Raw genomic sequence first — 20958 nt, 5'->3', positions numbered from 1 at the left:
GATAGAACCATTATTGACTTAGCCTTCCAATAATAAAGATTCAGGATCCTCTAAAAGTTCTTTTACTTTTACAAGGAAGCTAACGGCTTCTTTCCCGTCGACGATACGGTGGTCATAAGACAGCGCAATATACATCATTGGACGGTTTTCAAAGTTCTCCTGGTCAATCGCCACTGGACGCCATTGAACCTTGTGCATTCCTAAAATACCGACCTGAGGCGCATTTAGGATTGGCGTAGACCATAAGGAACCGAATACTCCTCCGTTCGTAATCGTGAACGTTCCGCCTTGAAGATCAGAAAGTGCCAGCTTGTTATCGCGTGCTTTTTTTCCAAGCTCTCCAATTTCGCGCTCGATTCCGGCAAATCCTAAACGGTCTGCATCGCGGACCACTGGAACAACAAGCCCTTCATCCGTTGAAACGGCTACACCGATATCGTAATACTTCTTAACTAAGATTTCGTCGCCCTGAATTTCCGCATTTAATAGCGGGAATTCTTTTAAAGCACCGATAACGGCTTTTGTGAAGAAAGACATAAATCCAAGCTTCACACCATTCTTTTCAAGGAAAGCATCTTTACGACGCTTGCGCAGATCCATGACAGCCGTCATGTCGACTTCATTGAACGTTGTTAACATTGCCGCTGTCTGCTGGGATTCAACAAGACGCTTGGCAATTGTTTGACGACGACGGGACATCTTGATCCGTTCTACCGGCTTGGCAGAATCGCTGGAGGCCGCCGCAGCCGGAGCTGCCGCCTGCTTTTGCGGTGCAGCTGGTGCTGTTTGATGCGTTTCAACATCTTGCTTACGAACACGTCCAAGCGGATCAGCTGTTTGAACGGCGCTTAAATCAATACCGCGCTCACGGGCAAGCTTTCTGGCTGCAGGTGAAGCAAGCGGTCTGTCCTGATCTCCAGCAGGAGCCGGCTCGGCTTTTTTAGTTGGTGTGTTTGCCGCCGGCGCTGGTGCTGGCGCTGGCGCAGCTTCTTCTTTCGGAGCGGCAGGCGCTGCGCTTGCTGCACTTCCGCTTTCATCAATTACAGCAATAACTTCACCAACTTCGACCGTATCGCCTGGTTCCTTTTTGAATTCAGTAATCACGCCGGAATGCTCAGCTGTAATCTCAACGTTTACTTTATCGGTTTCCAGTTCAGCGATATATTCCCCCTGGTTTACCTGTTCGCCCACCTGCTTTAACCATTGGGCAATTGTTCCTTCAGTAATCGACTCTGCTAGTTCTGGTACTTTGATTTCAATCACGGGAAAAGGCCTCCTCTTATTGTTTGCGTGTCAATGATTCTGTCACAATGCGTTCTTGTTCTTTTTTATGAGCGATTGGGTCACCTTCAGCCGGGCTTGAACGGTGCGTTCTTCCAATATAGCTGACCGTCGCTCCTTCTGGTGTAATTTCCCGGATGCGGGATTCGATAAACGGCCACGCACCCATATTCTTAGGCTCTTCCTGAACCCAGACGATTTCCTTTAAGTTGCTGTAGCGGGCAAACATGCTGCGAATCGGACGTTTCGGGAACGGATAGAGCTCCTCGACCCGGGCGATGTGGAGCCAGCTCCAGTCTTGATCCTTGCTTTTTTGAATTTTATCAGCAATATCAATCGCAACTTTTCCGCTACAAAGGATGATGCGCTCAACCTTATCCGCTTCCTGTCCCATTCCTTCCTGCTCAAGAACAGGCTGGAATTCACCCTCAGTGAAAGCATCATGCGTAGATGCTACCATCTGGTTACGAAGCAGACTCTTCGGCGTCATGATAATAAGCGGACGTACAGCATCCTTCTCCAAAATCTTCGCTTGACGGCGTAAAATATGGAAATATTGCGCCGCGGACGTACAATTGGCGATTGTCCAGTTGTTCTCGGCAGCGAGCACGAGGAAGCGTTCAACGCGTCCACTGGAATGCTCCGGCCCCTGACCTTCGTAGCCGTGCGGCAGCAGAACGACAAGTCCGGACTTTTGACCCCATTTTGCTCTTCCTGCTGAAATCCACTGATCGAACATTACCTGGGCACCGTTGGCAAAGTCACCGAACTGCGCTTCCCATAATACTAATGTTTCCGGAGCCTGAACATTGTAGCCATATTCAAATCCGACGACAGCCATCTCCGATAACGGACTGTTATGCACGGCAAATGATGCGTTGGCTTTTTCAAAGCTTTGCAGCGGTGTGAAAACCGAATCATTTGTCCGGTCGTGCAGCACAAGATGACGATGGGCAAATGTCCCGCGCTCAGAATCCTGACCGGTTAAACGGATTGGCGTGCCATCATGCAAAATCGTCGCAAATGCCAATGTTTCCGCCAGCCCCCAGTCGACCTTGCTGTTTTCTTCAAAGGCGCTCAGGCGACGCTTTAAAATCTTTTCGAGCTTCTCGTTAGCCGAGAAGTCTTCCGGCCAATCCAACAGCTGCTGGTTGATCTCCTTCAGCGTTTCAAGCGGAACGCTCGTCTTGACCTTTGGCAGGCCGTTCACGACAAAGTCCGGCGGAACCAGCTCCAGCACTTTATTCGACTTGTTGGCCGCGACCTCATCATATTGCGACTGCAAGTATTCCTGTGTTTCGCGGTCAAGCTGATCTCCGTACGTTTCTTCGACAACGCCTGCAGTAGCAAGCTGCTTGGCATAGATTTCGCGCACGGTCGGATGCTTGCGGATGATCTCATAAAGACCAGGCTGCGTAACGGCCGGTTCATCCATTTCATTGTGGCCGAAGCGGCGATAGCCGACCAAGTCAATTAAGAAGTCCTTTTTAAACCGTTTCCGGTATTGAATTGCTAAGTGAATGGCAGCCATACAGGCTTCAGGATCATCTGCGTTGACATGGAGGATCGGAATTTCAAATCCCTTTGCCGGATCACTCGCATATGTAGTAGAACGGGAATCATGCGTTTCCGTCGTGAAACCGATATTGTTATTTGCAATGATATGAAGAGACCCGCCAGTCTGATAGCCAGTTAAACGGCTAAGATTCAGTGTTTCTGTTACGACACCCTGACCCGGGAATGCCGCATCACCATGAATTAAAATCGAGTAAGCCTTCGATACATCCTGCTGCGGGAAGCCTTTTGCTGATCGATCTTCCTGCGCTGCCCGCGCGTACCCTTCGACAATCGGACTGACAAATTCCAGGTGACTCGGGTTGTTCGCCAATGTAACAGTTGCTTCAGCGGTATTTTCTTCCCGAATCTGTCTGTCTGCTCCAAGATGGTATTTCACATCCCCTGTCCAGCCTTCGTTAATGCCTGATGAACCTTCAGAAGGGACAAGGTCTTTATTTGGTGCATGCAAGAATTCAGAGAATACTTTCTTGTAAGGCTTGCCAAGTGTATGCGTAAGAACGCTCAGACGTCCGCGGTGCGCCATTCCAATTAGAACATGCTCTGTTCCTTCATGGACGACTCCCCGTACCGCTTCATCAAGCATCGGCACAAGCACGTCAAGTCCTTCAATCGAAAAGCGCTTCTGTCCTACAAAGGTGCGGTGAATAAACTTTTCAAAGCCTTCCACTTGTGTTAATCTTTTTAACAAATTAACCTGCTGTTGCTTTGACAGATTTGGCAAGTACATGCCTGACTCTACCATTTTAATGAGCCACTGGCGCTCATCCATATCTTGAACTTGGTTGAATTCAAAGGCAATGGTCTTTGTATAAACCTCACGTAAATACTGAATTGCGGCCAATCCGTCTTTCACATGCGCAGGAGCATCAGAGCAGAGTAGATCGACCGGCACCTCTTTCAAATCCTCTTCCGTTAAATCGTAGCGACTCAACTCAAGCAACTGGCTGTTCTTCTTATCTTTGGTGATTGGATTTACATCTGATGCCAGATGTCCTTTTCTGCGAATCATATCTGCTAGTTTAACGGCGTTTACACACTTTCTGATCATATCCGGCGAAGCAGCAGAAAAAACCGGCGAAGCCGCTCGCTTACTCCCCTGCTCATCTACAGAGGCCGGAGGCGGTCCCCAGACATCAAATAGTTCTCGTAAGTCTTCATCGACTGCTTCTGGATTGCTTGAATACTCTTCATAAAGCTCGATTGCAACGCCAAGGTTGGGACCATGAAATCCTTGCCATGGTTCGTCCACTTTGTGCTCCTTGCTTGACATTTGATAAAAACCCCCTAGTTTAACTTCAATGGCAAATCTATGAATGTTAACAATTACAACGCTTTCAACTCATTTTAACATAATTGTCACATTTATTAAAGGAAATCCAAGCGCATTCATAGATTTATTTTGATCGATTTTCTAACGGATGGAGCCGGTCAATTCCAGCTTTGCCCCGCCAGAAGAATTTCGCTTTCAATTAGAAAGTGTAGTACTTTTCATATAGAAAATCCAGTTCTTTTCTAAAGAATTTTTAATTTTTTTTCTCCTGATTTTTTCCTTCATAAAAGCATCAATAACGAATTTATTTTTTGCGTGAAATCTCCCTGTGAAACCAGGCTGTAATTTGCTTTTTTTCCGTTTCTGTAAATTGGAACAGCGGCGAGTCGCATCCTTCTTCCCGCAATACGATTTGTAAAACTTCTCCAGATTCGTTAGCAATAATTAAAGCTTCCGGATCCTGCAATTGTTCAGGGAGATCCGTTCCTGAAAAACGAGCAATATAATGAGTCCATTGCCGGACCGGATAGGAGTCAACGAGACGGAACCCGTCAAGCTTGCCCTCCCGATACTGTTCAAATTGTAAATCAATCATTTCTCCGCTTCCCTCCATTAAGTATCACAAAGCTGCTCTTACCGCGCAATCGGCAGGCTTACAAAAAGACCTGTCCCGCCAGGTCTTAATTTACCTTTTCGGGACAGGTCCGAAAAAAGCGACTGGAGTCGCTGCAATTTTCATAACTCGAGCGTCTTATTTTAAGGAATTGTAAGACATAACATCCTCAATCGGTCTGCGCGCGGAGCGGTGTGCAGGCTGAGCCGCTTTCCCGATCGTCAGCAGCATAACAGGCGCATAACGGGGAGGGATTTCAAAGGCTTTGATCAATGCTTCGCGGCTAAAGCCTCCCATCGGACATGTATCATAGCCGCGTGCCTTCGCGGCAAGCATCAGCTGCATCGCGGCAAGTGATGTACTTAAAAACGCTTCATCGCGCGGAAAGGTTGACTCGCCTTCATATGCTTTATTGATTTGGCCGACCAAAGTCTCCTTTACTTCCTCTGGCATAAAACCATTATCGACCGCGCTCTGATAAATCGCATCGGCCTCTTTGTTCGCCTCCAAATCACCAAGCAGGATAAACACCGCCGCGCTTTCAACTACCTGCTTCTGATTGTAGGTAATTGGCAGCAGCTCTTCTTTTCTTTGCGGATCATCGACGACGATAAAGCGCCAAGGCTGGATATTCCATGAAGATGGGGCCTTCGTTGCGATCGTCAGCAGTTCTTCAAGCTCCTCACGCTCAATCTTTACTTCCGGATCATATTTGCGCACAGAGTGACGTTCTTCGATTGTTTGAAAAACGCCAAGCTCACCTTGCTGGGCAGTACGTTGCATCATGATTCCTCTCCTTTGTCTCTATTTTCCTACTATCGTATATGATCATTTAGCGATCTGTAAACTGTTTTGCAATTTTGAACCAAATACCAACGCTCTCTAAAAGAGAGGATGCCCCACATAGAGCCGGACTGATTCAGTGCGATCTTTTTTTGAAAGCGAGCAAATACCAGCCGCCTTCCTTAATGATCGGCGTCACTTGCTTCAAACGAAACTTCGCCTTCCGCCCGTATTCAGTCAGTTCACGCGCCGAGGGGACAGGGTACATCTTTTCATGCGCGGACATAAAGCTGTTAAAAGCCGAAGCGAAGGCTTGGCCATGCTTTGAATGAACCAACGGGGAAATTATCAACAAAGTACCGTTCCGCTCAAGAAGCTGGTTCGCCTTGTCAAAGAGCTTCTGCCGCTCCTCCGGGGAAAAATAATACAAAAGATTGTTCATCATCACCATTTGAAACGTCATTTTCGTTTCATACTCATGAATGTCGCCGGCTATAATCGTAATGCCGGTATCGTTCAGCTCTTCCTGCGCTTTGGAGGCGACCGTTTCATCGACTTCTATCCCATATAGCGTGAGATCCCGGTGTATCTCCTTCAGCCTGCGCAAATACCCGCCATAGCCTGTTCCGATATCAAACAGAGAATCCACCTTCTCTTTTTTCACCCATGAAGCGATCTTCGGAAAGGCGATCGTTTCCAGCAAAGCCGATGTGCGGGCGACAGTATCACTATAATTCTCTTCAAAGAACGTCACTTCTTTTCCCTGAATCAAATCACGATAAGAGAGCATCGTCGGAATATGAAGCTCCATCATTTCTTTAATAAGAATCCCGACGGAATCAGGACTTTCCTTGGACACATACTTAACAAGGTGACGCTTCGGTTTAATTTTGCCATTGCGCTTTTCCTTCAGATGACCAAGAACGATCCCGACATCCACCCATCGTTGCAGAAGATCCTGATTCCAATTATGGCGGGCCGCTACCTCCTCCACGGTGGCACCTTTGGAAAAATGGCGAAACAAATCGAGACTGTAGCCAAGGTGGGCATGCCAGGTCGGCAGGAAGGGCTCGTTCCGCTTCATCCATTTGCGCGCATTCCACAAGCGTAAATATTCAGTTATCATCACTGTTCACCCCACATGTCACTTGCCAAGGATAATCATCCTTCGTTGTAAAAACGTGCTGCTGTAATACCTTTCTCTTCCCCCGGAAGAAGAGATGAAAACCGTCTTTTGCTCGGAAAGGGACAAGACCGAGCCCGGAAATGTTCAGCATTTGCTTATCATGCAAACTCCTGCTGTTGACAAGGGAGCGGATAGCTGTCATCCGCAGCCTCTGCCAGGCTCTCCCTTTTGGACTGTACATCTTCGCAAACAGATGACTAAGCCATGAGATGTACTCGACCCGTTTCTTTCGAACATCTTCAAACCAATGAAACCATGTATAGTCTCTCGATTTGCCGGATTGATACATCCAGCTGATCAGCTCGCCTAAAATGTCGGCATCCTGAATCGCGAGGTTCATTCCTTCGCCGGCCATCGGATGAACGCTGTGCGCCGCATCGCCAATCACAATCAAGTTCGAGCGGTAATAGCGGTGAACCGTCTCCCTGACAGGAACCATCAATTGAATCTCCTTCCACTCAGTCACCGTCTGGACATAGCCGTCCAGACGTGGTTCAAGCCGGAGATAATGCTCGTGAACCGCAGACGGTCCAGCCTGCTTCAACTGTTTATATTCTCCCGGCCTGATCTGCAGCACGCTCCTCACCCGCTCACCGGGTAAAGGAAACAGGCCAAGAAAACGCTCTTCATCAGCAATCATTTCTCCTTCTTTCAATTCGGGCGGACATGCAAAGGAAAAGGTTAGAAAATCATGATTATACGATTGGATGTCGAACGTGATCCCGGCTTTTTTGCGGATCCTCGACCCTCTCCCGTCCGCCCCGACGATAATATTGGCGCTGATGCTCTGAAGCTCATCGCGATATTTAATCCGTGCCGTATGACTCGTCTCCAGGTCGAGAAAAACAGCCGGCCGGACGAGTTGAAAGCTTTCACAGGCAAGCGCCTCTTTCACCAACAGCTCGCGCAAACGATCATGCGGAATCATTGCCGCCATCGCATGCTCCGGCAATACTGAATAATCCATTCGCACATGGAGCAATTCCTCGCGTCTTCTCCCAACCTCTCTCGTATGAACTGCCTCAAGTGGATACATGTCAGCTTCCAGACGGTCCAAAAAGCCCAAGCGCTCGAATATTTGCAGTGTTTTTGGCTGAAGCAATTCTCCCTTATAAAGATGACCGGCTCCTTCCTCCCGCTCCACGACAATCACGGGAACACTGCGCCGCGCCAGCTTCAGCGCAAGGCTCAAACCGGCGACTCCACCGCCGATAATCAGCACCTCTGTTTTCATCCTTTTCACCACCTAACCGACATTTCCCTCAAGGCAGCGCTCTGAAACTAGTAGAACGAACGATGGGAAAATACCTATTTTGTTATGGAACTCTTCGGTTTATAATGAGATCATGCTTAGTGATAAAGGATGGAAACACGTGAAAAAATTTATGACAATTGCTTTCTTCATTTTACTGGGACTCTTTTTCCTAGTTTTATATATGTTTTTGGATAATGACCATGTACGACAGATAACCTATAAAACATTAATCGGCGAACATCATATCCCGAAGGATTATGTCCCAATTTACAAAGAAGCGGCTGAACAGTACGACATCCCATGGGAGCTGCTTGCTTCTGTACATAGAGTGGAAACGATTTTTTCGACGATGGACCCATTAGTAAGTCCGGTTGGGGCGCTTGGGCATTTTCAATTTATGCCGCGAACGTGGGTCGGCTGGTCGTACCCCGGGGGACAATTAGGGGAAATTGAAGATGACATCGATTTGACCGATCTCGATTTAATTACAGAGCACAACGGGTATGGAGTGGACGGTAGCGGAAATGGCAAAGCAGACCCGTTTGATTTGCGAGATGCCGCCTATGCAGCGGCCTACTATCTCGCAGATCACGGAGCGGCAAATGGCGAGATTGAAGAAGCGCTGTTTGCTTATAACAAAAGCGACGATTATGTTCGGGAAGTGATGGGCTACTACGAATCGTATTTGGACTATTATGAGCTTGTTTCCTTTCCAACCGCAAAATATAAATAGCATGGCCGACTACTGACCGGATGACGAGCATAGACTAGAAGCAAGAGGTGGAGCTATGCTGAACATCCTGGTAACGTTTCTGCTTTCGCTGTTAGTCAGTCTCGACGGCTATGTCATCGGTTTTTCATTCGGTTTAAAAAGGATACGGATCCCGTTGACGATCGTGGTAATGATTGCCGGCTTTTCCTCGGTCGTCATCCTCGTTTCGATGGGGATCGGCCATCTCATTGGCGAGCTTGTCCCGATAAAAAACATTCAAGTATTCGCCGGGCTGCTGTTAATTGGTGCCGGTCTTTATCACTTTTTGCAGGATCCTCCCTTATACCGCAGGTCTTATTTCTTAATGATTGCCCTGTTTATGAACATTGATAACATCGGCTACGGCATTCAAGCCGGCCTGGCACAGCGACCATTGTCGTTTGCGCCCTTAGCCGGCCTATTATTATGTGTTTCAATCGTGGTCGGCGTCATTCACGGCCAGGAAACAAAGAACCGCTTTCTGCTCCGTTATGTCTCGATTGCGCCTGCCCTGCTTTTTATTATCCTCGGTTTAAGCAAGGTTTTGCTTAGCTGATGTGACCCGCTGCTGCTTCCCTTATTTCGCCGTTTCACCGATTGTTATTTCGCTCAGCTCCCCTGTTTTTACGTCATAACGGTGAAGATGATAGTCAGGGGCCCGGCTCGGAAAAGCGCGATCCTCGGTGAAGTACAGGTACTTCTCTCTGAAGACGGGCTCCATCACATAGGTTTTTAAGCTTGTCACCTGCTCAACCTCTTTTGTCGCGAGATCGAGAAGAAACAATTCATATTGAAAGGTTCCGCCTTCATCCGCGTTCGTAATCGTGGTGAGGGCCAGTTTTTTTCCGTCTGGTGAAACGGCGAGACCGTACAGCTCCTCGTTCCAGTAACGCGGCTCGATTTTTGTCAGCTCGCCCGGCACTTCAAGCGGCATCATAAATAAGCTTTGCTTGATATCAAACATCTCTTCCGCTGTTTCTGCCGCCTGCTCATCAGCGAACATTGTCACATACAGTGCATCGTCGCTGACGGAAACCGCCATGTCAGACATATCATATTCTAGCCGTTCTGTTAATCGCCTCATTTCCGAACCATCTAGCGGGATCGCAAAAATGTCAAATTCATGCGGGCGCTGCTGGGCAATGGGCGAATAATTTTCAAAGGTCGCCGCTTTCAAGGCATAGACCACACTGTCATCACCGCCGAAGCTCAGCCTCGTGAGCAGCTCTCCGCTTTCATAAATCGTCTCGCGCTCCCCGCTGACCGTATCGAGCTTCACGAGCGAGCTTTTCCAACCCGCTCCCTGCTGAACGGTAGACACGTAGACAATATCGGTTCCATTCGGGGAAAAAACCGGGGAAGAAATGCGCTCATTTTCGCTTTCTGTCACAAGCAGCTTTCCCCCCACTCCGTTGTGATCCGCCAAGTAAAGACCAACTTGCCCGTTCACTGCATAGCGATAGAGAAGCTGCGTTTCATCATAGGATACGTCAAACCCTTCCTGTAAGCCGGTAAATTCATTCGCTCCGGCCGGCCGGTAAGACTCCCCGACAGACCAGAGAACAACAATGCCGATCAGCACGGCGATTGACAAGCTCAAAGCTACTGTTTTTTTCTTCATGCTTTCTTCCTCCCTATCGCATATACACGACTACAAACATGATCATCACACCGACCGTCAAGCCGGCACCAGCCCACATCCACGGACTGTTCTTTTTAGCGGCTTCATATTGCCACCAGTAGGAAAGCGCCCAAAAGACAATCAGCCCAAGCGGCAGCAACAGATACACTGTCAAGCCGGCAAAAATCAGCAATCCCGCCATAAATAAACCGGAAAAGCCGACAATGACGACACCTGTCAGCAAATTAAATAGATGGACCCCTTTTCGCTTCTGCTCCTTAGCCTTGGACATCTTCTTTTCCACCGGCGTTTTCAGCGCCGTCAGCACGACCAATGTCAGCGTGAGCACAATCAGCCCTCCGCCTAAAAGCTGAAGCGGCATAATGTAAGCCTGTGTGCCTGTATCAATAATAAGCAGCCCCAAAAAATAAAAAGGGATTTGCCCCGCTAAGTAAAGATTCATCAACAGCTTGCGATTGCCCATATAGGCCGGAAAAAGGGCGAGCAAGAGAAAGCCAAGTCCCGACAGGCTAACAATCGTCATCCAAATAGAATGCGGCTCCGCAAGCTGAACCGCTCCATGTAAATAGGCAAGAGCGGCGAAGATGATCGAACCGCCCCCGAGCAAGAAGAGCAGCTCCTTACGATATGGAAACAGCGAGCGCTGCAATTGCTCCCCCACTTCCTGATCACCGCCAAAATCGGCAATCGCCAGCGCGACGGCCCGTTCCTCACTTTCCCCTTCCAACAAATAATGTTCCTTCGCCTGCACCAGATGACTTCGCATTTCCTCGGCCAACTCCTCACGATCAGCCTGGTCACATTCCACATGCTGGAGGATCTGGTCAATATACTTGTCAATCGCCTTCATACCTCGCCCTCCACACATTTATAAATCAACTGATGAATCGTATTCCAGTCATTCAGCTTCGCCTGAAGCCCCTTTCGCCCCTCATCGGTAATCGCATAATACTTGCGCCGGCTCCCGCCTTCACTTTCCTTCCAGTAAGAGGTAAGACGTCCTTTTTTCTCTAAACGCTTTAATGCCGGATACAGCGTCCCCTCGCTCATATTATAAAGCTGATCGCTCGTTTCCTTTAAAGAACGCACGATTTCATAGCCATACATATCCCGCTGCGAAATAAGGGACAGCAGCAAAATATCAATACTTCCTTTCATTAATTCCTTATCCATTTCACCCCACCCTTACATTGCTTGTTTTTTACATTGTAATACGATATGCATCGTAATACAAGGGTAAATGTGGCAAATAAAGGAATAAAAAAAGCCACCTCGCAAAGCCCTGATAAGGTGCCTTGCCCGGCAGCGGTTGGTTTATTTACTTTGGCAGCTTGTCGTTTAGCGCAAAAAAGAAAGGGGCATTTCAATCGATGGACTCAGAAAGAGTGCAACGTCAGATTCGCGGTGAGTATGACCTTAAAGTCATATTTCAGTCCATGCACTTACAAAGAGTGCAACAGCGAAAATAATCCTGAATTTATTAAGAAAATACTTAAATTGATAGTATTTCCATTTACTCATTAAAAAGATATTACCATGTAATATTCCCTATCAACAACAAAATTTTGATAATATTCACTCTTTTTCTATTCAATTCACCATATCGAAAGACCTGATTTTCATCAAAATCTCTACTATCAAGTAAGGCTATAGAAAAAGCTTGCTGAAACCCCTTATTTCAAGGAAATATTGCATGCTGAGATCATGGACTAAATTAGCTTGACAAAAAAGATTACAAATGTAATATTTAATGGCGTACTTGATTTTCAGAGCTACAAACCATTCGAAAAAGGAGAACTGAGAAATGAAAATGACAAAAATAGCAGCAGCACTTGGGGTGGGAGCTTTATGTCTGTTTGGATGTTCGCAAAATAATGAGCAAGCAGTTCCCAGTCAGCCGGAGTCTAAGAAGCCCGAAAGTTCGATTGAAGAAATTTTTACTCAGCTGGAAGAAGAGTTTGACGCCCGCCTCGGAATCTATGCATTAGATACGGCTACGGGAGAGACCGTTGCCTACCGGTCAGGGGAACGTTTTATTTATGCATCCACCTTTAAACCGCTTGCGGTCGGCGTCCTCCTCCAGCAAAAATCGATTGAAGAATTGGATGAGCTGATTACATACTCACCTGATGATTTAGTCAACTACAATCCAATTACAGAAAACCATGTAGAATCCGGGATGACCTTAAAAGAGCTGAGCGACGCCTCGATTCGCTACAGTGATAACACCGCCGCCAATTTAATTTTTCATGAAATTGGCGGACCAGAAGGTTTTAAGGAAGGACTTCGGGCGATCGGGGATGACGTAACCGAGCCGAAAAATATCGAGCCTGAGCTGAATCATGTAGAACCAGGTGAAACACGAGATACAAGCACACCAGAAGCATTAGCGAAGAGCTTGCAGGAATTCGCCCTCGGCGAAGCCCTCCCGACCGAAAAACAAGAACTGCTAATCGACTGGCTCAAGCGAAACACTACCGGCGATGCTCTTATCCGCGCTGGCGTGCCAGAAGGCTGGGAAGTCGGAGACAAAACCGGAGCCGGCGCTTACGGCACCCGTAATGACATCGCCATCATCTGGCCACCCGACCAAGAGCCAATCATCCTTGCGATACTTTCCAGCAAAGACGAACCAGACGCGGCATACGATGACGAGTTAATCGCCAGAGCGACTGAGGAAGTGATGAAACTTTTGTTTGAGACAGAGTAGTAGTCATTCAAAGGTGATGAGTTGCCCCAGCAAATGAGACTGAAAAAGTCATGTGTAAAGCACTTGCATGACTTTTTCTATCATATGGATGGACGATAGTAGATAGACTCCGGATACTCTTTCGTTTTACGGGGTTCTTTGAAGCCCCTTACGAGTGCAAATCTTGCAAGTCCGTGCGCTTGTATAAGACTGGAACTTCCTCCGCAAGCCCTACCCCCTCCAATTCAGCTATGTAATTTCAATTACGTATTTATATAGAACGCGATCCACACCGACTCAAAAGTGTTTTGGTACGCGAAGATTTCAATTCACGGACTCATAAAGAGTGCAATAGTGCGTGACAGAGTGATAATGTGTATAAAAAAAGCGATACTTTTTTAGCATCGCATTAGTTCATATCCACTATCCATTTCCATCAGATTTATCTATCTTTTGAGCTATTTCATCTAACTTTTTGAGAAGTAACACATCATTATGAGTTTTAGCTCGCATATATCGTAAAACACTTATTAAGAAGTAAATGATAAAACCAAAAATTAATAGATAAATTAAAGTACCAAATCCAGCCATATTAACATACCTCCTTTACTAATAATATACATTTACGAATGGTAGTAACATAAAGTTTCAAAAAGTTCACAGAAGTATATGCGTGGTACGACCATGAAACACGGCAGCTATTTCAATCCACGCACTCACATAGAGTGCGATAGCCAAAGTCCCCTGTTTTTTTGCGTTTTTCTTCTCTAAATAAGGGATTTTGGTTGTTTGAATGGCAATATGCTTTATTTCTGCTTCGTTTTGTTACATAGTTTCACACAATTTAGTCGTTTTTTGGTGCGAACCTCCCGGGGATTTGATGGGCGCTTCGGGTTCGCACTGGCTATGTTTTGGTGAGTGTTGCTTGTCTTTATTTTACCTTATTCTGAAAGTTTGTACACAAAAAGGATTGGATCGTGTGTTGGGTTTCACTTGATCCAATCCTTTGTTGGTCTTATTTATCAGCTGCGACGGTGTTGCGGAGCTTGCCGACTTTTTCTACTTCGACGATGACTTCGTCGCCTGGCTTGAGCCACACTTGCGGAGTGCGGGACATGCCGACGCCAGGAGGTGTTCCTGTGGCGATGACATCGCCTGGTTCGAAGGTCATGGATTGTGATAGATAGGACAGGATGTACGTGATGTCAAAAATAAGATTCTTTGTGTTGGAATCCTGTAGTGTTTCTCCATTAAGTGTCAGCTTGATGTCGAGCTTGTGCGGATCCTCGATTTCATCTTTTGTGACGAGGACCGGTCCCATTGGAGCGAAGGTATCTGGCGATTTGCCCCGCACCCATTGGCCGTCGCCAAGCTGGATGTCGCGTGCGCTGACGTCATTGATAATCGTGTAGCCGGCGACATAGTCCATCGCTTCTTCTTTGCTGACTTTTTTCGCCTTTTTGCCGATGACGAAGGCGAATTCGGCTTCATAATCGATTTCGCTTGAATTAACGGGTAAGAGGATTTCTTCATCCGGTCCAATGATCGCGTTGCTGTACTTTGAGAAGATGACAGGCGATTTCGGTACGTCCATTCCTGTTTCTTCGCAGTGATCAAGATAGTTCAGACCGACACAGACGAGCTTGCCGGCTTTCGGAACTGGCGCCTGGAGGGTGACATCGTTTGCGGCATACACGATTTTCTCACCATTTGGTCCTTCCTTTTCGCCGTCGGCGACTCGCGCAATGACTTCTTCAGCCGCTTTTAAGGCGTCTTCTCCTTTTTCAAGAAAGCGGTTCATGTCCGCCGGGACGATTGCATCGGCAAGCGCGTATGGACTTGTCACCCCTTGCTCAGACAGAAGGAGTGTGTAGCCGTAGTTTAAATCGATCATCTGCTCATTTACTAATGCTCCGAGTCTCGTAATCCCATTTGTCGTAAACGTTGCTAGTTTCATTGTCTATTCCTCCCAGATTCATATAATTACTGATTAAAAGCGGAAAACTGGCTTTGGTACTTTCTTGGCGATCGCGTCTTCAAATGCCTGAACCGCGTCTTCAGGATCATAATAAGCGACGAGTTTGTCGGTTTGGATTAAGCCTTGATCAAGCATTTTGATCGCCCGTTCGAAATCGAACCAAGTAGAGGCGAAGCTCGTATAAATCGTAATTTCCTTACGCACCGCAATGGAAAGATTCGCTTCGACCGGCTTGGCAAACAAGCCGATTAGCGTGATGCTTCCTCCCTTGGCGACAACATCGAGAGTCGTCTGGAAAATAGGAGACGCACCTGAACACTCAAGCACCGCATGGACCGTTTGACGTCCGTACAGCTCCTGTAAGGCGTCAGTAATCGGTTGCTGGCTGACATTGATCGTTTGACAGCCGAGCTCCCTCGCAATCGGAAGGCGGATTTCTTCATCCGAATCAATCCCGACCACGATCGGCTCCGCGCCAACTGCTTTTACCATTTGCGCCGCCAAAATTCCGATCGGTCCAGGGCCTGTAACGAGGACAAGATCTCCGGCTCTAATATTGCTTCGATCTAAAACAGCGTGAGTCAGCACGGAAGTCGGTTCGACGAGACATGCTTTTTCAAACGACAATGAGTCGGGAATTTTGTGTAAGTCTGTTGGCGGGACGGCGACATATTCGGCAAAAATTCCGTCACGATGCATGCCGCGAATTTGAAAATCATTACAAATATGGCGGTTGCCGCGAAGGCAGCTTTCACATTTCCTGCAATAATTAATCGCTTCGATCACGACACGGTCTCCCGGTTTAAAATCCTTTACTTGCGCACCAACCTCGGCAACCTCGCCTGAGCACTCGTGCCCCATAATGACAGGTGGCTGGATGAAGTGGTGAGTAGGTGCAAAATGGTAGGCATGGACATCCGAGCCGCAAATTGAAGCGTTTTTAATTTTGACAAGCACTTCATTTTCTCCAATTGTTGGGGTAGGAACATCAAGAACCTGTACTCCACCATGTGTTCGTTCTGTTTTGACAACTGCTTTCATCATTGACCCTCTTTTCCTGATTTTTTTAAGGGCTTACGCCATTTTCCCGAAGGTAACTCCACCGTCAATGTAGAGAGGCGAGCCCATCATAAACTTCGATTCATCTGATGCAAGGAACAAAGCGGCACGAGCGACGTCATCCGGACGACCGAGATCGCCGCTGAGCTGCCGTTTACGGATTGTCGCCAATCCTTCCTCCGGATCATCATAGGAATTCTTTAAATAATTCTCCACAAATGGCGTTAAAATCGTCCCCGGAAGAAGCGCGTTTACACGGATATTGTAAGGCGCATAATCAACCTGCATCGATTTTGTCAGTGCCAGCACCGCCCCTTTTGTCGCCGCATAGACAGCGCGGTTCATCAACCCGATTTCCGCGATCGTCGAGGACATATTAATGATGTTTCCCTGCTTGCGTTCAATCATTTGCGGCAGAACATATTTTGACGGTAAAAACACGCCTTTCATATTGACATTGACGACCCTGTCCCACAGCTCCTCACTAAGCTCGTGGAGCGGACCGACTCCGGAGATGCCGGCATTATTGAACAGAACATCAATCGCGCCAAGCTTGTCAGTCGCTTCGTTGATCATTGCCTCGACTTCATCGGCCTTCGTGACATCGGCCTGAATGAAAATTGCTTCTCCCCCCTCTTCCTGAATTGCCTGGACCGTTGCTTCACCATCCTCTTTTGATAAATCGTTAATTATCAATTTTGCTCCTTCAGCCGCAAATAATTTGGCTGTGCTTCTTCCAATCCCTGACCCTGACCCAGTAATTAGAACGACTTTATTTTCCAGTCTCATCGTCTCAACCTCTCTCTTCCTTTTGATGACCGGCATGTTGGGAGATGCGATGTCCCAGACTGATAATCTCTTCCCTCGCCAGCTCTTCTTTTTCTTTCCACATTGTAGAACTCATCGATATGCTTACCGCGGCGATCATTTTGTTGGCATGGTTGTAAATCGGGGCAGCCACACAGCAAAATCCTTCTACTGCTTCGTCTCGATCAACCGCCACCTGCTGTTGCCTGATAAGCTCCAGCTGCTCATACAGCTCAGTTCGTGTTGCCACCGTGTACTTTGTTTTCGGCTCTAGCTCTTCCTCTTGAAATAGATCATCCAGCTCCTCCGCTGATAAATGAGAGAGCTGAATCTTGCCAAGTGCTGTGGCATAAGCAGCAAAACGCATCCCCGGATCAGAGACGAGCCGCATTGGGGAGGCGCTCTCTTCCTTGGCCAGATATACCACGTCTTGCCGATCAAGCATTGCTAATTGCACGGCTTCCCCGACATGACGCACCGTCATTCTCGCTTCCTGATGAAAGGATTGCATTAAATTGAACTGGCGAAAGTACGACGCGCTGATCACTCCCAAAGTCGGTCCGAGCGCATAGGTATCGCCTTTTTCCTTTGTCACCCAGCCTAATGTTTCCAAAGTCGTTAACAGGGAGTACATTGAGCTTTTATGAATATCAAGCCGATTAGCGAGATCCATTAACTTGAGACTTGAAGGCTCCTTGGCCAGCAAGGCGATAATTTTATCAGCCCGCTCAATGGCAGGAACCCAATATTTTCTTGTCATTTGCTTAAAACCTCCAAAGCGCCATCTTCAGGTTTTGTATAATAAACCTTGTTTTATATGGCAACATTAATATATCACATAAGGTAACCGCTTTCAATATTATATTCCAAAAATTCATATCATTTTTTTTTGTAAGCAAGGACTTTTCCAAATAACTGAACTACAAAGAAAAAGAGGAAGCATCACCAGGTCGGGCTCACCTGATAATCTTCCTCGGACAATAATGAAACCGCTTAAGTTTCAGACGACTACAACGTAAATCCCCCATCAACAACGATGGTCTGCCCCGTTACAAAACCAGCATTTTCGACAAGCCCCAGTGCAACTTCAGCAATATCCTCTGCTGTTGAAGCCCGGCCCAGCGGCGTACCGGCTGATAAGCGTTCAACATGATCCTCTTTTCCTTCAACCCAGCGTGTCATCACGATACCCGGCGCGATGGCATTAACCCTGACATCCGGTGCAAGCACACGCGCCAATGATTTCGTGACGCTGATCGCCGCCGCCTTTGAAGCGGCATAGGCAATTGAACTACCGGCCCCGGTTAAGCCCGCTATCGATGTAATATTAACAATCGCTCCTTGGCTTTTCTTTAAATGATCGGCACAAGCGCGACTGACCATAAAGACCCCTTTTGTATTGACAGAAAAAGCGCGATCCCAATGCTCACTGCGGAGCCCGGCTAGATCATCAAGTTCGACAAAATCAGTCGTTCCGGCATTGTTGACCAGAATATCAATTTGACCAAACGTCTTTATCGTCTCTTCGACCATTGCTTCAATTTCCTCTTCCTCCGCGACGTCGGCGCAAAACACAAAGCCGTTCACTCCAAGCGCTTTTATTTCCTCCAGCGTCGCCTGCGCTTCCTGTTCAGAGCGCGAGTAATTAACGACGATATTGACCCCTTTTTCCGCTAAGCGAAGAGCGGTCGCCCGGCCAATTCCCGTACCTCCGCCTGTAATAATTGCAGTTTTTCCTTTTAGATTCATCTTTTTCGCCTGCCTTCACCATTAATTTTTCCTCTACTATTTTCGGCACGCCCCGCCGAATCCCCTGCTAAATGGATTAGATCGATTGAATTGGTAAAGGCAGCATCTGCCCTAAGTCAGACGATGGACTTGGTAGTAGATGCTGATTCTATGGAAGAAAACAGAGAAGAATGAGGAGTGGCTTAGTAGCGGTATTTCATCTAAAGAGAGGTTGAATTGCGCTCCACTTGGGGTGAACTACGGAGAGGAGATTTCGATCCGTGCACTGATGTAGAGTGTAACAAGCAGAAGAAGACAACATACCGCTTTTCGGGTAATTTCAATCCATGCACTCATATAGAGTGCAACACGAGTTGAGAGGGTAATACGTACCCCGTGGCTCATTTCAATCCATGCACTCATAAAGAGTGCAACATGGCTTCATTTAGCATATCTCATGACCACAAAATTTCAATCCATGCTCTCATATAGAGTGCAACCCAAACGTTTACCGGTTATTGAGTCGCTCTTCAAAATTTCAATCCATGCTCTCATATAGAGTGCAACCCAAGGCTCGTCTACGATATTATCGAACATCATTATTTCAATCCATGCTCTCATATAGAGTGCGACGCTTCTCGGTTACAAGACAGTTCTTGAAATCAAATTTCAATCCACGCACTCACAAAAAGTGCGACAGCGAAAATCCGCCGTTTCCGGCATTATCCATTCGCAAAGTGGGCAGTTTCCGCTCATTTGGGGCTGTCTTCTCGATAGCCCAACCCATTATCACATACACACCCATAATTTGGTTTATTTTTGGTGCGAACCTCCCGGGGATTTCATCTGCGCTTCAGGTTCGCACCGAACTCCGATGACTAAAGCCTCCTCAATATCCAGCTCTGAGGTCGAGGGGAATCGACTTTTTCCTCGCTCCCCCGCTTGACTTTGCTTTCTTTTATATTCACATAATTTTCTGTCGCCTTCAATTATTATTTGTACGCTTCGCTGCCTGGGTTACGTCTTTTTAAGCCTGTTGATGGCAAAAAGACATAAGATGAGCGGGAGAGCGGCTCCCATCAGGAGGTTTAGAGGCACGTAGCTCTTAAAAAGAAACTCATTCAGTTCCTCATAGTTTCTCGCAAACAGGGTCGCCCCGACGCCGATCAGCCAGGCGAACGGGATGACTAATGGGCGGTATGTTGCAGCCTTTAACGCCTGGGCCGTACCGAGACTGAGACCGTAAAAAAACAGCGAGATTCGGACCGTTAGGCCGACCGTCCAGAAAAGAATCGCAATCGTATCGAACCGGTTAATGACCTCTCCGGCCTGGATATAGCGGACTTCGGTAAAAGTCGGAAACGTCATCTTTGCCGCTTCTACAGGACCAAACAGGGCAATCGGTCCGGTGATGGGACCGAGAAAGAAAATAAGCGTAATCACCGCCGTCCAGACGCCTGTTTTTACCAGCTTATTCGGGCGGCGGACATACGGGAGGATCATTCCTAAAATGACAAATTCACCAAACCACGCCATCACCGACAATGATCCTATCGCGACAGGCTGAATGCCATTTCCGAGGATCGGTAATAAATTGCTGTAATCTTTCTCTTCGCCTGTTGTTAAAAAAACGACAACGATCGCGATCACAACGAGGATCGGCAAGAGAATTTGATTGAGCCGGCCTAATGTTTCCAGCCCTAAATAAATAATAAATGACGTCAGGAGAAGAATAAGCGTCGCAAAAATCCATAACGGAATATCATCCATGATGAGCTGATAGGTTTCCGCAAACAAGCGAACCGCTAAAACCACCATAATATAGAAGTAAATCAAGTAAAGGATCCCGATGATTTTACCGAACCAGGAAAAGTTTTGAAACAAAATTTCGATTATGTCAGACCCGGGAAAGCCTGAGATAATTTCACCAGTGAAATGATCCCAATCAGTCCCAGTATGGTTCCGACAATCGCCGCTATCCAGCCGTCTTGTCGGCTCTGCGCAAAGACAACGGTTAATAAAATTAAATGGCCAATAATCGTTAAGGATGTAATCGCCAGCATCGCGGCCTGCGTGTTGCTAATTCTGCCTTTTTCAATCATGATGCGTTACCCTCCCTTCATTTCTCAAGTGGGCTTACTGTATTGAGCAGATTTGAAATAGAGAAATAGGAGAAATCATGGATGACATATATGCCTGCCAGCACGGCCAAGCCGACAATCCCTACCTGGGCGATGAACATTTTATAATCCTTCTCTTTCCATACAAAGTACATATGTCTCAATGTCGTCAGCAACAGCAAAACGACAAACAATAAGCTCATCAATAGTTTCATCTG

Annotated in this window: 19 protein-coding genes and 1 pseudogene; 3 read left to right on the top strand and 17 right to left on the bottom strand. The window is 47.2% G+C overall.

The features are described from left to right. Window positions 1-18: 18 nt before the first annotated feature. From odhB to M3212_RS08145, 6 genes are all read right to left on the bottom strand, one after another. A complete protein-coding gene (odhB, locus tag M3212_RS08170) occupies window positions 19-1263 on the bottom strand; it encodes a 2-oxoglutarate dehydrogenase complex dihydrolipoyllysine-residue succinyltransferase (protein WP_251193471.1) in 1245 nt (414 codons plus the stop codon). Between the two features lie 16 nt (window positions 1264-1279). Then, the gene (locus M3212_RS08165) at window positions 1280-4129 is read right to left on the bottom strand and encodes a 2-oxoglutarate dehydrogenase E1 component (RefSeq protein ID WP_251193470.1); all 2850 of its coding nucleotides are present in this window, start codon (window positions 4127-4129) and stop codon (window positions 1280-1282) included. A 304-nt stretch (window positions 4130-4433) separates the two neighbouring features. After that, window positions 4434-4724 (bottom strand): hypothetical protein, encoded by a 291-nt coding sequence (locus M3212_RS08160; protein ID WP_251193469.1) that lies wholly within the window; start codon window positions 4722-4724, stop codon window positions 4434-4436. A gap of 156 nt (window positions 4725-4880) precedes the next feature. Continuing rightward, window positions 4881-5525 carry a nitroreductase family protein gene (locus M3212_RS08155; RefSeq protein ID WP_251193602.1) on the bottom strand — a complete coding sequence of 215 codons (645 nt, stop codon included), beginning with the start codon at window positions 5523-5525 and terminating at the stop codon, window positions 4881-4883. A 136-nt stretch (window positions 5526-5661) separates the two neighbouring features. Further along, window positions 5662-6651 (bottom strand): class I SAM-dependent methyltransferase, encoded by a 990-nt coding sequence (locus M3212_RS08150; RefSeq protein ID WP_251193468.1) that lies wholly within the window; start codon window positions 6649-6651, stop codon window positions 5662-5664. Further along, window positions 6641-7945 carry an FAD-dependent oxidoreductase gene (locus tag M3212_RS08145; protein ID WP_251193467.1) on the bottom strand — a complete coding sequence of 435 codons (1305 nt, stop codon included), beginning with the start codon at window positions 7943-7945 and terminating at the stop codon, window positions 6641-6643. The genes M3212_RS08150 and M3212_RS08145 overlap by 11 nt, the downstream gene beginning before the upstream one ends. Window positions 7946-8084: 139 nt before the next feature. Between M3212_RS08145 and M3212_RS08140 the strand changes: the two genes are divergently transcribed. Together M3212_RS08140 and M3212_RS08135 are read left to right on the top strand one after the other, a co-directional pair. After that, window positions 8085-8699, top strand: coding sequence for a lytic transglycosylase domain-containing protein (locus M3212_RS08140; protein WP_251193466.1), 615 nt, complete (start codon window positions 8085-8087; stop codon window positions 8697-8699). A 55-nt stretch (window positions 8700-8754) separates the two neighbouring features. Further along, a complete protein-coding gene (locus tag M3212_RS08135) occupies window positions 8755-9273 on the top strand; it encodes a manganese efflux pump (RefSeq protein WP_251193465.1) in 519 nt (172 codons plus the stop codon). A 21-nt stretch (window positions 9274-9294) separates the two neighbouring features. Here the strand turns inward: M3212_RS08135 and M3212_RS08130 are convergent, their stop codons facing one another. Genes M3212_RS08130 through M3212_RS08120 form a run of 3 tightly spaced genes read right to left on the bottom strand, consistent with a single transcriptional unit; the run spans window position 9295 to window position 11532 of the window. Further along, window positions 9295-10338, bottom strand: a complete 1044-nt coding sequence (locus tag M3212_RS08130; RefSeq protein WP_251193464.1) for a TolB family protein — start codon at window positions 10336-10338, stop codon at window positions 9295-9297. Window positions 10339-10351: 13 nt separating this feature from the next. Continuing rightward, window positions 10352-11209, bottom strand: a complete 858-nt coding sequence (locus tag M3212_RS08125) for a permease prefix domain 1-containing protein (protein WP_251193463.1) — start codon at window positions 11207-11209, stop codon at window positions 10352-10354. Then, window positions 11206-11532 carry a PadR family transcriptional regulator gene (locus M3212_RS08120; protein WP_251193462.1) on the bottom strand — a complete coding sequence of 109 codons (327 nt, stop codon included), beginning with the start codon at window positions 11530-11532 and terminating at the stop codon, window positions 11206-11208. The genes M3212_RS08125 and M3212_RS08120 overlap by 4 nt, the downstream gene beginning before the upstream one ends. A 631-nt stretch (window positions 11533-12163) precedes the next feature. On the opposite strand from M3212_RS08120, the gene bla reads away from it, so the two are divergent. Then, window positions 12164-13069, top strand: coding sequence for a class A beta-lactamase (gene bla / locus M3212_RS08115; RefSeq protein WP_251193461.1), 906 nt, complete (start codon window positions 12164-12166; stop codon window positions 13067-13069). A gap of 402 nt (window positions 13070-13471) precedes the next feature. Here the strand turns inward: bla and M3212_RS08110 are convergent, their stop codons facing one another. The 8 genes and pseudogenes from M3212_RS08110 to M3212_RS08075 form a co-directional block, all read right to left on the bottom strand. Further along, window positions 13472-13639: a hypothetical protein gene (locus tag M3212_RS08110; protein ID WP_251193460.1), complete on the bottom strand. Its 168-nt coding sequence runs from the start codon at window positions 13637-13639 to the stop codon at window positions 13472-13474. Between the two features lie 424 nt (window positions 13640-14063). Then, a complete protein-coding gene (locus M3212_RS08105; RefSeq protein ID WP_251193459.1) occupies window positions 14064-15005 on the bottom strand; it encodes a fumarylacetoacetate hydrolase family protein in 942 nt (313 codons plus the stop codon). Window positions 15006-15038: 33 nt separating this feature from the next. Continuing rightward, complete coding sequence (locus M3212_RS08100) at window positions 15039-16067, bottom strand: zinc-dependent alcohol dehydrogenase (RefSeq protein ID WP_251193458.1); 1029 nt, start codon at window positions 16065-16067, stop codon at window positions 15039-15041. Window positions 16068-16100: 33 nt separating this feature from the next. Next, window positions 16101-16874 carry an SDR family NAD(P)-dependent oxidoreductase gene (locus M3212_RS08095; RefSeq protein ID WP_251193457.1) on the bottom strand — a complete coding sequence of 258 codons (774 nt, stop codon included), beginning with the start codon at window positions 16872-16874 and terminating at the stop codon, window positions 16101-16103. Window positions 16875-16878: 4 nt separating this feature from the next. Then, window positions 16879-17652 carry an IclR family transcriptional regulator gene (locus M3212_RS08090; protein WP_251193456.1) on the bottom strand — a complete coding sequence of 258 codons (774 nt, stop codon included), beginning with the start codon at window positions 17650-17652 and terminating at the stop codon, window positions 16879-16881. Window positions 17653-17900: 248 nt separating this feature from the next. Beyond that, a complete protein-coding gene (locus tag M3212_RS08085; RefSeq protein ID WP_251193455.1) occupies window positions 17901-18641 on the bottom strand; it encodes an SDR family NAD(P)-dependent oxidoreductase in 741 nt (246 codons plus the stop codon). A gap of 996 nt (window positions 18642-19637) precedes the next feature. Continuing rightward, window positions 19638-20683, bottom strand: a pseudogene (locus M3212_RS08080) (GerAB/ArcD/ProY family transporter). Window positions 20684-20739: 56 nt separating this feature from the next. Next, window positions 20740-20955, bottom strand: a complete 216-nt coding sequence (locus M3212_RS08075; protein ID WP_251193454.1) for a hypothetical protein — start codon at window positions 20953-20955, stop codon at window positions 20740-20742. Window positions 20956-20958 lie beyond the last annotated feature (3 nt).

The organism is Halalkalibacter oceani, from assembly GCF_023715705.1.
Lineage (GTDB): Bacteria > Bacillota > Bacilli > Bacillales > Bacillaceae_D > Halalkalibacter > Halalkalibacter oceani_A.
Note: the sequence above shows the minus strand (reverse complement) of the source record. Positions and strands in the feature narration are given on the sequence as shown.

What these genes read in the sequence shown, in the direction of transcription:
- M3212_RS08165 (WP_251193470.1), bottom strand. Translation starts at nt 4,129, where the DNA reads ATGTCAAGCAAGGAGCACAAAGTGGACGAACCATGGCAAGGATTTCAT.
- M3212_RS08160 (WP_251193469.1), bottom strand. Translation starts at nt 4,724, where the DNA reads ATGATTGATTTACAATTTGAACAGTATCGGGAGGGCAAGCTTGACGGG.
- M3212_RS08155 (WP_251193602.1), bottom strand. Translation starts at nt 5,525, where the DNA reads ATGCAACGTACTGCCCAGCAAGGTGAGCTTGGCGTTTTTCAAACAATC.
- M3212_RS08150 (WP_251193468.1), bottom strand. Translation starts at nt 6,651, where the DNA reads ATGATAACTGAATATTTACGCTTGTGGAATGCGCGCAAATGGATGAAG.
- M3212_RS08145 (WP_251193467.1), bottom strand. Translation starts at nt 7,945, where the DNA reads ATGAAAACAGAGGTGCTGATTATCGGCGGTGGAGTCGCCGGTTTGAGC.
- M3212_RS08135 (WP_251193465.1), top strand. Translation starts at nt 8,755, where the DNA reads ATGCTGAACATCCTGGTAACGTTTCTGCTTTCGCTGTTAGTCAGTCTC.
- M3212_RS08130 (WP_251193464.1), bottom strand. Translation starts at nt 10,338, where the DNA reads ATGAAGAAAAAAACAGTAGCTTTGAGCTTGTCAATCGCCGTGCTGATC.
- M3212_RS08125 (WP_251193463.1), bottom strand. Translation starts at nt 11,209, where the DNA reads ATGAAGGCGATTGACAAGTATATTGACCAGATCCTCCAGCATGTGGAA.
- M3212_RS08120 (WP_251193462.1), bottom strand. Translation starts at nt 11,532, where the DNA reads ATGGATAAGGAATTAATGAAAGGAAGTATTGATATTTTGCTGCTGTCC.
- bla (WP_251193461.1), top strand. Translation starts at nt 12,164, where the DNA reads ATGAAAATGACAAAAATAGCAGCAGCACTTGGGGTGGGAGCTTTATGT.
- M3212_RS08110 (WP_251193460.1), bottom strand. Translation starts at nt 13,639, where the DNA reads ATGGCTGGATTTGGTACTTTAATTTATCTATTAATTTTTGGTTTTATC.
- M3212_RS08105 (WP_251193459.1), bottom strand. Translation starts at nt 15,005, where the DNA reads ATGAAACTAGCAACGTTTACGACAAATGGGATTACGAGACTCGGAGCA.
- M3212_RS08100 (WP_251193458.1), bottom strand. Translation starts at nt 16,067, where the DNA reads ATGAAAGCAGTTGTCAAAACAGAACGAACACATGGTGGAGTACAGGTT.
- M3212_RS08095 (WP_251193457.1), bottom strand. Translation starts at nt 16,874, where the DNA reads ATGAGACTGGAAAATAAAGTCGTTCTAATTACTGGGTCAGGGTCAGGG.
- M3212_RS08090 (WP_251193456.1), bottom strand. Translation starts at nt 17,652, where the DNA reads ATGACAAGAAAATATTGGGTTCCTGCCATTGAGCGGGCTGATAAAATT.
- M3212_RS08085 (WP_251193455.1), bottom strand. Translation starts at nt 18,641, where the DNA reads ATGAATCTAAAAGGAAAAACTGCAATTATTACAGGCGGAGGTACGGGA.
- M3212_RS08075 (WP_251193454.1), bottom strand. Translation starts at nt 20,955, where the DNA reads ATGAAACTATTGATGAGCTTATTGTTTGTCGTTTTGCTGTTGCTGACG.